General features: G+C 47.4%; 15 protein-coding genes and 1 pseudogene. 14 read left to right on the top strand and 2 right to left on the bottom strand.

Annotation, left to right across the window (positions count from 1 at the left end):
• Nucleotides 1-12 precede the first annotated feature (12 nt).
• The 4 genes from HPL003_RS10095 to HPL003_RS30180 are packed head-to-tail and all read left to right on the top strand — an operon-like array spanning nt 13 to nt 2,652.
• Nucleotides 13-1,200, top strand: coding sequence for a sialidase family protein (locus HPL003_RS10095; RefSeq protein WP_014279525.1), 1,188 nt, complete (start codon nt 13-15; stop codon nt 1,198-1,200).
• Nucleotides 1,201-1,227: 27 nt separating this feature from the next.
• On the top strand, nt 1,228-1,686 hold the full coding sequence (locus tag HPL003_RS10100; RefSeq protein WP_014279526.1) for a NanQ anomerase/TabA/YiaL family protein: 459 nt from the start codon (nt 1,228-1,230) through the stop codon (nt 1,684-1,686).
• A gap of 39 nt (nt 1,687-1,725) precedes the next feature.
• Nucleotides 1,726-2,475 carry an SDR family NAD(P)-dependent oxidoreductase gene (locus tag HPL003_RS10105; protein WP_014279527.1) on the top strand — a complete coding sequence of 250 codons (750 nt, stop codon included), beginning with the start codon at nt 1,726-1,728 and terminating at the stop codon, nt 2,473-2,475.
• 48 nt (nt 2,476-2,523) lie between these two features.
• Nucleotides 2,524-2,652, top strand: a complete 129-nt coding sequence (locus tag HPL003_RS30180; RefSeq protein ID WP_274378192.1) for a hypothetical protein — start codon at nt 2,524-2,526, stop codon at nt 2,650-2,652.
• Nucleotides 2,653-2,656: 4 nt separating this feature from the next.
• Here the strand turns inward: HPL003_RS30180 and HPL003_RS10110 are convergent, their stop codons facing one another.
• On the bottom strand, nt 2,657-3,364 hold the full coding sequence (locus tag HPL003_RS10110; protein WP_014279528.1) for an ArsR/SmtB family transcription factor: 708 nt from the start codon (nt 3,362-3,364) through the stop codon (nt 2,657-2,659).
• A gap of 107 nt (nt 3,365-3,471) precedes the next feature.
• Between HPL003_RS10110 and HPL003_RS10115 the strand changes: the two genes are divergently transcribed.
• From HPL003_RS10115 to HPL003_RS27475, 4 genes and pseudogenes are all read left to right on the top strand, one after another.
• Nucleotides 3,472-4,101, top strand: coding sequence for a flavin reductase family protein (locus tag HPL003_RS10115; protein WP_014279529.1), 630 nt, complete (start codon nt 3,472-3,474; stop codon nt 4,099-4,101).
• A 227-nt stretch (nt 4,102-4,328) separates the two neighbouring features.
• The gene (locus HPL003_RS10120; protein WP_014279530.1) at nt 4,329-5,621 is read left to right on the top strand and encodes a homocysteine synthase; all 1,293 of its coding nucleotides are present in this window, start codon (nt 4,329-4,331) and stop codon (nt 5,619-5,621) included.
• Nucleotides 5,622-5,852: 231 nt separating this feature from the next.
• A pseudogene (locus HPL003_RS10125) lies at nt 5,853-6,496 on the top strand (NAD(P)/FAD-dependent oxidoreductase); the annotation flags it as partial.
• Between the two features lie 53 nt (nt 6,497-6,549).
• Nucleotides 6,550-6,726: a sulfurtransferase TusA family protein gene (locus tag HPL003_RS27475; protein ID WP_014279533.1), complete on the top strand. Its 177-nt coding sequence runs from the start codon at nt 6,550-6,552 to the stop codon at nt 6,724-6,726.
• 56 nt (nt 6,727-6,782) lie between these two features.
• Here HPL003_RS27475 and HPL003_RS10130 read toward each other — a convergent pair whose 3' ends face one another.
• The gene (locus HPL003_RS10130) at nt 6,783-7,160 is read right to left on the bottom strand and encodes a VOC family protein (RefSeq protein WP_014279534.1); all 378 of its coding nucleotides are present in this window, start codon (nt 7,158-7,160) and stop codon (nt 6,783-6,785) included.
• Between the two features lie 169 nt (nt 7,161-7,329).
• On the opposite strand from HPL003_RS10130, the gene HPL003_RS10135 reads away from it, so the two are divergent.
• The 6 genes from HPL003_RS10135 (at nt 7,330) to HPL003_RS10155 (ending at nt 12,473) form a co-directional block, all read left to right on the top strand.
• Entirely contained in the window at nt 7,330-7,623 is a 294-nt protein-coding gene (locus tag HPL003_RS10135) for a hypothetical protein (protein ID WP_014279535.1), read from the top strand.
• A 340-nt stretch (nt 7,624-7,963) separates the two neighbouring features.
• Nucleotides 7,964-8,086, top strand: coding sequence for a hypothetical protein (locus tag HPL003_RS30185; protein ID WP_014279536.1), 123 nt, complete (start codon nt 7,964-7,966; stop codon nt 8,084-8,086).
• A gap of 142 nt (nt 8,087-8,228) precedes the next feature.
• On the top strand, nt 8,229-8,537 hold the full coding sequence (locus HPL003_RS10140) for a LexA family transcriptional regulator (protein WP_043922358.1): 309 nt from the start codon (nt 8,229-8,231) through the stop codon (nt 8,535-8,537).
• Between the two features lie 811 nt (nt 8,538-9,348).
• Nucleotides 9,349-9,804, top strand: coding sequence for a MarR family winged helix-turn-helix transcriptional regulator (locus HPL003_RS10145; RefSeq protein ID WP_014279538.1), 456 nt, complete (start codon nt 9,349-9,351; stop codon nt 9,802-9,804).
• A gap of 151 nt (nt 9,805-9,955) precedes the next feature.
• Nucleotides 9,956-10,834 (top strand): (Fe-S)-binding protein, encoded by an 879-nt coding sequence (locus HPL003_RS10150; protein WP_014279539.1) that lies wholly within the window; start codon nt 9,956-9,958, stop codon nt 10,832-10,834.
• Between the two features lie 136 nt (nt 10,835-10,970).
• Nucleotides 10,971-12,473 (top strand): HD domain-containing phosphohydrolase, encoded by a 1,503-nt coding sequence (locus tag HPL003_RS10155; protein ID WP_014279540.1) that lies wholly within the window; start codon nt 10,971-10,973, stop codon nt 12,471-12,473.
• Nucleotides 12,474-12,487 lie beyond the last annotated feature (14 nt).

Raw genomic sequence — 12,487 nt, forward strand, 5'->3', positions numbered from 1 at the left:
GGAGGATTCAAAATGAATAACGAGCGGGAAACAGCTGCCTTTCATTATAAAGTTACGCAGGCAGCCAATGAAACATATCGTAAAGATGCTTTTATTCCTTCGGATGCCGTACAAAATCATGCGGCCAATCTGCTACCTCTGGATAATGGCGACTTGTTATGCGTATGGTTTGCCGGTACCCAGGAAGGGATACCTGATATTTCTATCTATCTTTCCAGATTGAATAAAGGAGCGGAGGAGTGGATGGAGCCTGTTAAATTATCTGACGATCCGACGCGTTCGGAACAGAATCCGGTTCTCTTTTCCGCTCCTGACGGCAAGCTGTGGCTGTTATATACAGCGCAAAAATCCGGCAACCAGGACACGGCAATTATCCGTTACCGGATCTCCGAGGACGAAGGATACACTTGGGGAGATATCGGTACGTTGTTCGATACACCTGGTACTTTTATCAGGCAGCCCATCACAGTACTGGATAATGGAGACTGGCTGTTGCCTATCTGGTATTGCTACACGAATCCCGGTGAGAAGTGGACGGGAAATAAAGATGTAAGCGCGGTGAAAATTTCCTCTGATCAAGGTCGTACCTGGACAGAGGTCAGTGTGCCGGGTAGCTTGGGTTGTGTCCATATGAATATCGAAAAATTGGATGACGGCAGGCTGATTGCACTTTTCCGCAGCCGCTGGGCTGATTATATCTACCAAAGTGAATCCGTCGATCATGGAAGAACATGGAGTGTACCGATCCCGACTTCGCTACCTAACAACAATTCGTCTATTCAATTTACCAAGCTGTCTAACGGTCATTTGGCGCTCGTTTTCAATAACATAAGCGCGAATGAATCCATGGATCGCAGAGCTTCGTTGTATGATGAAATTGAAGATGAGGAAGAAGAAACAGTCGTCGAATCCGCCGCTCCGCCAGCAGTTGAGGAGCGTCAGGCCTTCTGGGGAGCACCGAGAGCGCCAATGACCGTTGCCATTTCCAAAGATAACGGGCTTACCTGGTCGGAAGTCAAAAATATTGAGGTAGGGGACGGCTATGCCATGACGAATAACTCCAAGGAAAAGCTGAATCGGGAGTATTCCTACCCTTCCATTAAGCAATCCAGAGACGGGAAAATCCATATCGCATTTACTTACTTCCGGCAGGCAATCAAGTATGTTGTTATTACCGAGCCATTTGTAGAAAGTAAATAATCACGTGCAGCAAAGGAGGTTGTTCCCATGATCGTGGCTACATTGGAACAAGAGGAGCGATACCGTCATATCCATCCACAGTTTATGCAGGCTTTCTTATTTTTACAGCAAACGTCGCAGGCAGAACTTGCAGAAGGGAAATATGAAATCGACGGTCAGCAGGTTTATGCGCTAGTGCAAGAGTATGATACTAAACCCGAGGCCGAATGCGGCTGGGAAAGTCACCGTGAATATATCGACATCCAATATATAGTGTCAGGCAGGGAGCAAATTAATTATGCACCGCTCAACCAGCTCACGGGGGGTTCTGATTATGTAGCAGATAAGGATAAAATCAACTACGAATCCTCAGTGAGTCCGGGCAGCTCATTGCAGCTAGGTGCAGGTCAGTTTGCTGTGTTTTTCCCCGAAGATGGTCATCAGGCATGCATTCGTTCCGGCCAGACCGAGCACGTCAAAAAAATGGTTATTAAGGTGAAAATTTAACCTTGTTAAAACATAGAAATGGAAAGGGAGGAGTGAGCCATGATGCTCTTGGAGGGGCGTGTAGCCGTTGTGACCGGGGCAAGCAGAGGAATCGGTAAATCTATAGCACTCACACTAGCCAAACAGGGAGCATCTCTGGTTATTAACGGGACCCGTGAAGACCTGCTGCTTGATCTGGCGGCGGAAGTGAATGCGTTGGGTCAGACATGCGTCGTTTGTGCAGGAGATGTCTCGGATAAAGAAATTGCTCAACAAGTGGTCCGTACCACTATTGAACATTTTGGTTGTATAGACATCCTTGTGAATAATGCCGGGATCAACATGCGTACCTCAACCTTGGCAATGGACACTAAGGATTGGGAAAAGGTGCTGGATGTGAATCTGAACGGTACGTTATATTTGTGCATGGCTGTATTACCCCACATGATTGAAAAAAATTACGGGAAAATCGTAAATGTGACTTCTACGACCGCCAAAACTCCGCATCGGAATGCGGCACCATCGTACGGAGCATCTAAAGCGGGGGTGAATTATTTAACCCAGCATTTGGCCTTGGAGATGGCTAAGCACAATATCTACGTAAATGCCGTATGCCCTGGCCCGATTGATACCGATATGAGTAAACAATGGACACAGGAATATCGTCAGGAAGCCATCGCCCGCATACCGCTTGGAAAATTGGGTACGCCCGAAAATGTAGCTGATACGGTATTATTTTTAGCTTCGAAGATGTCGGACTTTATAACCGGGGAATCGATAAATATTAACGGTGGGACTTATATGAATTGATAGCTCTCCATACAAAGGACTCTCCCTGCATCAGCAGATGGTAATCATTTGAAAGACGGATCAACGAGAAACCTTGCCTATCATATCCAATCTAAAGGCTTCTATCCTGCCGGATATGCTACTCCTGAACTGGCTCAGCTTGTGGAAGAACAACGTAAACGGATATACGTTAAATAAAGGACTACAGCTCAGGATTATCCTTCCCGATCTCTAGCGAAAACACCTCTTTGAAGCCTCTTTCACCATCTGCTGTAATGTGTATTGCTCGGGTTTGGGGCAGACGTTGAATCCAGTTTAATTCGAATAATCTGTTCAAAAGAGCATTCCCCAAGGCTCCGGCCAGATGGTGGCGTCGTTCACTCCAATCCATGCATTTATGTGAGAAGGAGCGGCGCTTTTTTGTCGTTGCTGGAAGATCAATCTGGAAGTCTGTAAAGAACGCCCTCCCTTTTTCGGTAACAGAGAACCCATCCCGCTCATCCGAAATGTAATCTTTTTGAATGAGAGAAGCCGTTAGCTGTACACCTAAATGACCTGCCAGATGATCGTAGCAGGTTCTTGCCTGACGTATGGCTTCGTCTTCAGAGGCATGTTTGAATGACTTGATTGGAACAGGCGGAGCTATGGATAAAAATGACTCTATCACCCGGGCAACTTCGGGGTTTTGAATGCCATAATAACGGTGCCGCCCTTGTTTCTCCACCGTAACGACTTGAGCCTCAGTCATTTTAGCCAAATGGAAGCTGGCGGTTTGCGGTTTGATGCCTGCCATATGGGCCAGCTCGCTTGCAGGATGAAATCTGCCATCTAATAAGGCGGTTAATATGGCTGCGCGTGAAGGCTCGCTGACCAGTGAAGCGATCATGGCTACATTTGATTTGGCGCTCATTGCGTGGTTATCCCCCTTTGTAATCCATACTTCGATGAAGATTGAAGTGTTTATATTCTACAATAGGGAGGCAGATCTGAACAGAAGGAGAAGGGATGACGGACTAAATGAATCAAATAAATCAGATGAATCTCAGACCAGATATTAAGACGATTAACCCTAGCATTTTATATTACGGAACTCCTGTGATATTACTCAACACGTTGAATGAGGATGGAACCGTCAATATTAGCCCCATTTCCTCCTCATGGGCATTAGGGGATTATATCGTACTAGGCATTGGAATAGGCGGGAAAGCAGTTGAAAATATGAAGCGGTATCCCGAATGTGTGATTAACATTCCGGGCCCTTCCTTATGGGAGCATGTGGAGCGGTTGGCTCCCTACACGGGTAAGAATCCCGTCCCAGAGGATAAGCAACAAAATGGCTTTGCCTATCTGAAAGACAAGTATGAGATCAGCGGGCTAACTCCGATTGACTCCAATTTGGTCAAGCCAGCCCGAATCAGGGAATGTCCCATTCAAATCGAAGCCGAGGTGAGGGATATACGCATTCCTGATCATTCTCCTTATTTTGCGATCGTCGAAACCCAAGCTGTACAGGTACATGTTCATCAGGACATGATCCTCGGTGAGAACCATATTGATCCGGCAAAGTGGAGCCCGCTCATCTATAATTTCCGCCATTATTTCGGCCTTGGCGAGCAGTTGGGCAAAACCTTCCGGTCTGAAACCTGATGATATAACGCAATGTAAGTAATAAGGTACAAAGATGGATAGCCAATTGGCCGGGACTAAGAGCTATTCCTTGGGAGTTGAATTTTAAAAAAATAATTCATACCTGAATAATGAGAAATACCTTCCCAAATCGTTCTTTTTGTGCGAGAATGATTGAAAAATCATTCATGATTGCGCATACAGAAAGAGAAGATTCATACAGCACGTATAACAGGGAGGCAATAACCATGTCAGAAGATCGCAAGCTGTCATTCGAAACTCTTGCTGTCCATGCCGGACAACAAATTGATCCTACTACCTTTGCCCGCGCCGTTCCGCTATACCAAACCACCTCGTATGGGTTTCGGGATGCCGAGCATGCGGCTGATTTGTTCTCGCTGAAAGAGTTCGGCAACATTTATACGCGTCTGATGAATCCGACCACGGATGTGTTCGAGCAGCGGATCGCAGCTCTGGAGGGAGGGGCTGGCGCGTTGGCGACGGCTTCGGGAGCAGCAGCCATTTCCTTTTCCATCCTGAACATTGCGGGAGCAGGGGATGAAATTGTGTCGGCATCCAGTCTGTATGGCGGTACATATAATTTGTTTTCTACGACGTTACCCAAGCTGGGCATTAAGGTGCATTTTGTGGATTCGGATGACCCGGAGAACTTCCGTAAAGCCATTACGGATAAAACGAAGGCGTTATATGCCGAGACGATTGGCAATCCGCAGGGCAATGTGCTGGATGTGGAAGCTGTAGCGGCGATTGCGCATGAATACGGTATTCCGCTGATTGTGGATAATACGTTTCCGAGCCCGTACTTACTGCGTCCGATTGAATACGGAGCGGATATTGTCGTGCATTCGGCGACGAAGTTCATTGGCGGACATGGAACGTCCATTGGTGGGGTGATCGTAGACAGCGGCAAGTTTGACTGGAAAGCAAGCGGCCGTTTCCCGGGACTGACCGAGCCAGACCCGAGCTATCACGGGGTTGTATACACCGAGGCGGTGGGGCCTATTGCATATATTATCAAGGCGCGGGTACAACTGCTGCGTGATCTGGGGGCAGCTATTTCACCGTTCAACTCATGGCTGCTGCTTCAGGGCTTGGAGACACTCCATCTGCGGCTGGAAAGACATAGCCAGAATGCTTTGAAGGTAGCGCAATATCTCGAAAGCCACAAGGATGTGGAGTGGGTCAGCTACACCGGATTGCCAAGCCACCCATCCTACGAATTAGCCCAAAAATACTTGCCGAAAGGGCAAGGGGCGATCCTGACTTTCGGCATTAAGGGCGGCAGTCAGGCGGGAAGCAAGCTGATTGAAAATGTGAAGCTATTTTCCCATCTGGCGAATGTAGGTGATTCCAAATCTCTAATCATTCATCCGGCTAGCACAACACATCAGCAGTTGAATGCGGAGGAACAGGTTGCTGCTGGAGTCAAGCCAGAGTTGTTGCGTTTGTCCGTCGGAACGGAAGCGATAGATGATATTTTGTACGATTTGGAGCAGGCGATCGCGGCCAGCCAGCAGTAGTTAAGTTAGCAGAGTCCAGAGTTGTGGGCTTGTTCAGCAAAGTGTGACAGAGCATTCGTGCAGGATTTCAAAAGTGGCTTTTCAAACCGGATCGGTTTTCGGTCCGTGGTTGATCAGGTGGGGGGGGGAACCTCCACCTTTTTTTGCGTCCATATCATAGAGAAATAGCGTTGACAACATACCCCGGTAGGTATACATTATACCCCGTAGGGTATGTGAGGAAGAGAAGAAATGGGCAGAAAAATAGTTATTATTGGCGGGGTAGCAGGTGGAGCTTCTGCTGCGGCGAGATTGCGTAGATGGAACGAGGAAGACGAGATTATGATGTTTGAGCGCGGAGAGCATGTTTCTTTTGCAACTGTGGTCTTCCTTATTATATTGGCGGCACGATCCATGAGCGGGAGAAGCTGTTCCTCCAGACACCTCAAGGGATTCGAGAACGTTTTAATATAGATGTGCGGGTACTCACCGAAGTAATCGAAATAGACCGGGAGCAGAAGCTCATCCGCTTCCGTGATGTGATAACAGGGGAAATGGGAGAGCAACCGTACGATATGGTGGTTTTGTCGCCAGGTGCCAGACCGATGATACCGGATATTCCCGGATTAAACGAAGCCACTAATCTATTTACGCTAAGAAATATTCCTGACACGGACGTGATTAAGGCATATGTAGATGAAAAGCATCCGCGACATGCCACTGTAATCGGCGGCGGATTTATCGGGCTGGAGATGGCTGAGAATCTGCGGGAGCGTGGACTTGCGATAACGATTATCGACCAAGGAGAACAATTGCTTAATCCGCTAGATCCTGAAATGGCTAAACTGGTGGAACAGCATATGAAGCTGAACGGGGTGGAGGTGCGTTTAAAGGAAGTGGATTGCAATGTCCTGGTCCTATTCTCAAGGTATATGAAGCCGTTAAGGCTATGGAAGAAGGACAAAAACTGGAGGTTACAGCAACCGATTTTGGTTTTGCGAGAGATATTGAAGCATGGTGCCTCAAAACCGGGAATACGCTGGAGTCTCTGGGAGTGTCCCATGACAAGGTTAAGGCTGTAGTGTGCAAAGGTTCCAGCAAGTCGCCTACTGTTAACAGCCAATAGTGGCAGTAAAAGAATACAAGCAGGACAGCGTTGATGCTGTCCTTGTTAACCACAGATCAAGGACGACGGTTTTTAAAATAGTTCATAACCCATCCAATGTGATTGAGATGGTCTGTCACTTCGCCGTGCAGGGCACCAAAAAAAGTATCTTGAAGCTCTACGTCAACGGTGCCTTTTTCCGCCAGTGCATGGTAAGCCTGCTTAAGCTCCTCTTCGCTGTCAAAGTCGAGAATGATTTGTACATGCTGCGCTTTCAGCGGTTTACCGTAGGAATCGGAAAAATGGATGTGACTGCTGCCCAAGTGAAGCTCAGCGTGTAAAAGCTTGCCATCCTGCTTGTTCAGCACTTTAATTTCTCCGCCCAAAACAGACTGATAATAATCTACCGTTTGCTGGACATCGTTCACAATGACAAAAGGACTTGCACTTCTCATGGATTATCTCCTTTTAGCTTTTTATGTAGTTATTATACATTATTTACGTTGCCGACAGGGTTTACCCCTTTTCATTTCAAATTATGGCTTGGTTCACTGTGTGACGTCTGTTACAATAGAAGGGACATTTACGAATGGATAGAAAAAAGATCGGACGGTGAGCACTTCTATGATGTGGGAAACGATTATATATTGGGTGATTTTGGTGATTGCTGCTCTGAGCGTAATTGCAGTCTCAGGCAGTCGGAAGACGGCAAGCACAATTATTCTGGCACCCGTTGTTTTATTTTGTACAATATTTATGTTGCAGGGCTCGGTATTCACCGCGATGCAGCACCCGACGATGGGGGCTAATGTAGGTTTGGGCATGGCATTTTTAACAACTTGGGTAGTCAGCGGGATACTATTTGCCGTGGCGATCCTGATTGCATTCATTCAATATAGCAAGAAGAACAAGGCGTAATTCAGCCTTAACCTCAGATGAATCAGGGCTTGCGGTCATATGCCGAAAGCCCTTTTTGTATCCTTTTATAACATTGCGGAATGTCTTTCGCTTATCTGCGCCTTCTCATGAACAACACAACAACCAGCACGACGATAATGACGATCAATAGAAATTTCATATTGTATACCCTCCCTGGTCTGTCTCTTATATGGTATTAACCATATTTAATTAGCATGTACCGATTTACCTCAAGAAGATACCTGTTGTGGAGTGTTTGGAAAAAAATAGAGCTGTGTTCCAAAAAGAGGTTTACAGGATTAGTTGGGAAGTGTATACATATAGTAAGGAGGCGATTGCCATGAGTGATCGTGCATTTCATCTGTTCTATATTATTTTCCTGACGGTTCTGGCATTAGGGAGCGTTGGTGGACTCATCTGGTGGCTGCGTTCTATCGGTCGTCAGGAAAAAGAAAAAAACTGAATTTGAACCGGACCGTAAAAGTCCAAAATGCAGCTTCCAGTAGGAGGTTGCATTTTTATGTGCTATAATGGGAACGTATGTTCTTTGTAGTGGTGATCCTGGCCGTTGGTTGCTTGGGAAATCTGGAAAGGGAGGAAAGATGATGTTGCCTGATTTGGAACGAAAGCTGTTACGGATTCTGTATAATTATTTTGCCCAGCATCGCCATATGCCGACGATGACGGAATTGACCGTCAAAACGGGGAAGAGAGACAGCGAGATTACAGCCGCTTTGCGGCATATGGAACAGGAGCGTTATATTACATGGGAAAATAAATCCAGTACTCAGCATGTGGTTTTATTGGAAGGGTGGGAGCGGCCTTCGACGGATAGTTGTACCCGCCCGAAAACAGGGCGATCCACTACGCCGACCACGCCGCAGGACGGCACGGAATACTGGACGAATTATTAGAGTAAAACACAAAGCTGGAAAATTAATGAGTTTTTAAGGTGCATATCATTTAGTTTTAAGAAAGGGGGACTATAATGACCCTATTAACCCCTTTTTGATCAAGCTATAGGCCCTGCCGGTGTATCGGCGGGGTCATTTTTTTGTTCATAGATGCTCGCGGCGGTGCTTACTAGATACATATGTACATTAAAAATCCCCCGGGGATCATCCGGAGGATGGGTGCAGCTTGCGTGAACTGCACGGCCTGCTCGAACTTCATAGTTCGACGGCATAATATATATTCAACCCCTGCTGCCTTGCATAATATGGTCAGCATGTTCATAAGGGGCAGTCCGATTCCACTGCTCATTTTCCAAACGACAAAAGCCCTACCTCTCTTTCGTCCTTGCGGCTCCGATGACCGCGCCAGTGTGAATGTGAAAATCTTCGGCAAAAGCTCAAAATTCTACATTAGGGTTATACATAAAATTTGGAGAAGCTCCATGCGGTGATTAGGAGTAATAGCTTGTTGCGCGGAATCCTATGGGGTTTAATACATACTTTAATAGTATAGCAAGAACGATTATAAAATGCAAGGCATTTCTGGTTTTTTTGATGAGAGATTGGAAAAATGCACTTTCTGCAATGGATTAGACTTATCTGCATTTGCAGCTTGACTTTGAACACCGGTAGTCAGGAAGCTATGCATCCACATTTGACCACCACAGTTAGAAGAAAATCAGAGAATGGAGACTGTGACAAATTGCCCTGACAAAACACCCGGATTTTGAAATAGTGTAGATACACGAAAAGATGGAAGGAAAGAAGAACTATGACTGCGTCAAGGAAGGACAAAAAAACATTGCAGAAGAGCTCGCCCTCAGTCTGCACATGTATTAATCTGCGCCGTTCCTCGATGGCTGTAACAGGGCTGTATGACCGGTATCTGGCTCCGAGTGGACTCAATATCAGCCAGTTCTCGCTGCTCAAGCACTTAACGGTGCTGGGACCGGTAAGCGTAAGCGAATTAGCGTTGGAGATGCGGCTCGACCGTACCACGCTTGTACGCAATTTGAAGGCACTGGAGCAAAGCGGGTATGTGGAGGATACATCCGCTGAGGGAAGCCGGAACCGCTGCCTCACTCTGACGGGAAGTGGAAAAGCGGTATATAACGATGCAGCAGAGCTATGGGAGGAGGCGCAGTTTTTTTTGCAGGAGTCACTGGGAGGCGGCGATTTGCAGATATTGACCGCACTGTTATCCAAAATTGAAAAATTGAGCCTGTGATTAGCCGTCTCCTTATAAAGGGGGATGCTGACCCATTCGTGTATATACACGAAAAAGGGTTGAGATGTGTATCGCAGCCATTAACCTGTCACCGGGTATCCGCAAGGAAGCCGAGAGATATACAATAACAAAGAAGAGGGATGTGGATAGAATGGCAGTGCCCGTACCGGACATGAGAGAACTCATCGCAGCCGAGATGAAAACCTATGTGAGCGAAGACAAGGGCAATTTCTGTGAAGAATTGCAGAGCCCTTACTACGAGGAGCCGATTATTCAATTTGCTGCGGCCAATGATCCTTTGTTTGAGGAGTATAAAAGAGTGGTGGGCCCCGACCATGCTACGCCGCAGGAAGCCTTCGAACGGACCCTAGGCACAGGAAGCTTTGATGGAGGCACCGTTGTCAGTGTTGTGCTGCCAATCAGCGAGACGATCCGCAAGGCCAATCGTGCGCAAAAAGCAAGAGCCTCCAGAGAGTGGGCGCTGCTGCGGACCTTTGGCGATGAATATTTTGTGCGTTCGGCAAGGCAGCATTTGGCGGGATATCTGACCGGGCTTGGTTACCGCGCGGTGGCGCCGCTGGATACGGATTGGTACAGCATCCACGGTGCCGCAGGTGGTCCGGTCTCTAACTGGTCGGAACGGCATATCGCGTATGCAGCCGGCCTTGGCACCTTCAGTATCAACGACGGCTTCATCACCGAGAAAGGAATTGCCATCCGCCTGCTGTCTGTAGTAACAGATCTGCAGGTGCCGCCTGATGCCAGAGCGTCCTCGAACCTGAGCCATACCGGGAACTGCCTGTTGTGCAGCAAAGGCATCTGCGGTGTGTGCATTACCCGCTGCCCTGTGCAGGCCATCAGCAAGGAAGGCGGCCATGACAAAATCGCCTGCATGAAATTTGTGTACGGTGAGGAATCCCGTAAATGGGCAGTGTTAAACGGTGGTGAGGCTGAATCGGGTGCCGGCTGCGGACTTTGCCAGACCAAGGTGCCCTGCGAAAGCCGGAATCCGATGCGGACCGCTCGCTAGTGTTATTTTCTTAAATATCTATCCTGTTTTTTATAGCAAATTGCTCAAGCAAGAAGGTTAACTTTTGCCGACTGGACTCCGATATTGAATAAACAAGATGTTTTGTGAGTGTGCGGATGAAAAGAGGGGTAGCATTTTGCCGATCTATAAGCGCTTTATTCAGTATGTTATCCTGAACTATATTATAGGTTCGTTGATCGCTGTTCTGTTGGTAGGCGCGATTTTTGTATTTTCCACGTTAAATGTAGCCCCTTATGAATTTTTAGGTCTTATAAAGATCATTGCTTTTTCCAGTATCATTATGATTGCTTGTGAAACGCTGGTATTTCGGATGCACCTGGGACCGGTTCGTCATTTTTTTTTGGATAAGTGGACGACGTTCGAGGATGTAGAAGCGATGTATATACGGATTCACCGTCTGCCTAATCTGTCTGTGTTACGTATTATGGGACCGCATTTGCTCGGTTTTTCCATCCCGGCAGCTGGTATGGCCATATGGATGATTCATACTGGACAGCTCACCTTGCCCTTCTATTATGTGGGGATTGCCTGTATAGGGGCTTGTCTGGTTGCTTCGATGCATGCGATGATTGAATTTTTCTTGACGATGAGGGCGATCCGTCCGTTGCTGGTAGAAATTAGAGACCGGACTTATCAGAGATATGGAATTAACATATCGCTTCGGGGGCGGGTGCTACTATCGCTTCGGCACAAATTTCAGCTGAGTGCAACGTTGATTGGTGCTTTTCCACTGTTTTTATTTTGCCTGGCTACGCAGATTCGGCTGGAACGTCTGGATGAGGCGCCTTCCAGCTCCTATTGGGTATGGGCGGGCACGATTTTACTATTTGGTGTGGCCTTCGCTTATCTGGGCGGATGGCTGTTAACCCGTGAGATTGAGCAGCCAATTCACCATTTGCTGGAAAAAATGAACGAAGTGAAGGAAGGCCGTCTGAACGATAAGGCTAGAGATTTGTACTCTGACGAGTTTGCGAAGCTGGTTGAAGGCTTTAACATCATGGTTGAGGGATTGAAGGAACGGGAAGACAAAAACTGTCAGCTATTGGAGAGCTATTTTGCCACCTTGGCGGCAGCGCTGGATGCGAGAGATACCTATACCGCAGGGCATTCTTTGCGTGTGGCTGAATATTCGGTGATTATTGGGCGAAGGGGCGGCTTGAACGAGACGGAGCTCGATCTTTTGCGCAAAACAGCATTACTGCATGATATCGGTAAAATCGGTGTGGCCGATGCCGTGCTGCTCAAGGATGGTAAGCTGACGGACGAGGAATTTGACCAGATTAAAATGCACCCGGTTATGGGAGAAAGCATTCTCCGACAAGTGGAGCCAGCCTATGCCATGGCTCCTTTTTTGCCCGGTGTGCGTTCGCACCATGAGCGTTATGATGGCAAAGGATATCCAGACCAGCTCTGCGGGGAAGATATCCCGCTGTTTGGAAGGATCATTGCCGTAGCGGATGCGTATGATGCGATGACGTCTGATCGCCCATACCGGAAGGGTATGCCGAGGGAAAAAGCGGTTATGATATTGGAAGAGGGAAAAGGAACCCAGTGGGACCCTTACTTTGCCGAATTATTTGTCGATGAATGGCGCCGGAACAAAGGCATCATGAGTTGACCTTATACTTGTAT

The organism is Paenibacillus terrae HPL-003 (assembly GCF_000235585.1).
Lineage (GTDB): Bacteria > Bacillota > Bacilli > Paenibacillales > Paenibacillaceae > Paenibacillus > Paenibacillus terrae_B.

Excerpts from the sequence above, each read along its gene's own strand:
- HPL003_RS10150 (WP_014279539.1), top strand. The coding sequence starts at position 9,956 with ATGGCAGTGCCCGTACCGGACATGAGAGAACTCATCGCAGCCGAGATG.
- HPL003_RS10095 (WP_014279525.1), top strand. The coding sequence starts at position 13 with ATGAATAACGAGCGGGAAACAGCTGCCTTTCATTATAAAGTTACGCAG.
- HPL003_RS27475 (WP_014279533.1), top strand. The coding sequence starts at position 6,550 with ATGGAAGAAGGACAAAAACTGGAGGTTACAGCAACCGATTTTGGTTTT.
- HPL003_RS30185 (WP_014279536.1), top strand. The coding sequence starts at position 7,964 with ATGAGTGATCGTGCATTTCATCTGTTCTATATTATTTTCCTGACGGTT.
- HPL003_RS10105 (WP_014279527.1), top strand. The coding sequence starts at position 1,726 with ATGATGCTCTTGGAGGGGCGTGTAGCCGTTGTGACCGGGGCAAGCAGA.
- HPL003_RS10145 (WP_014279538.1), top strand. The coding sequence starts at position 9,349 with ATGACTGCGTCAAGGAAGGACAAAAAAACATTGCAGAAGAGCTCGCCC.
- HPL003_RS10140 (WP_043922358.1), top strand. The coding sequence starts at position 8,229 with ATGTTGCCTGATTTGGAACGAAAGCTGTTACGGATTCTGTATAATTAT.
- HPL003_RS10115 (WP_014279529.1), top strand. The coding sequence starts at position 3,472 with ATGAATCAAATAAATCAGATGAATCTCAGACCAGATATTAAGACGATT.
- HPL003_RS10135 (WP_014279535.1), top strand. The coding sequence starts at position 7,330 with ATGATGTGGGAAACGATTATATATTGGGTGATTTTGGTGATTGCTGCT.
- HPL003_RS10120 (WP_014279530.1), top strand. The coding sequence starts at position 4,329 with ATGTCAGAAGATCGCAAGCTGTCATTCGAAACTCTTGCTGTCCATGCC.
- HPL003_RS10110 (WP_014279528.1), bottom strand. The coding sequence starts at position 3,364 with ATGAGCGCCAAATCAAATGTAGCCATGATCGCTTCACTGGTCAGCGAG.
- HPL003_RS10130 (WP_014279534.1), bottom strand. The coding sequence starts at position 7,160 with ATGAGAAGTGCAAGTCCTTTTGTCATTGTGAACGATGTCCAGCAAACG.
- HPL003_RS10100 (WP_014279526.1), top strand. The coding sequence starts at position 1,228 with ATGATCGTGGCTACATTGGAACAAGAGGAGCGATACCGTCATATCCAT.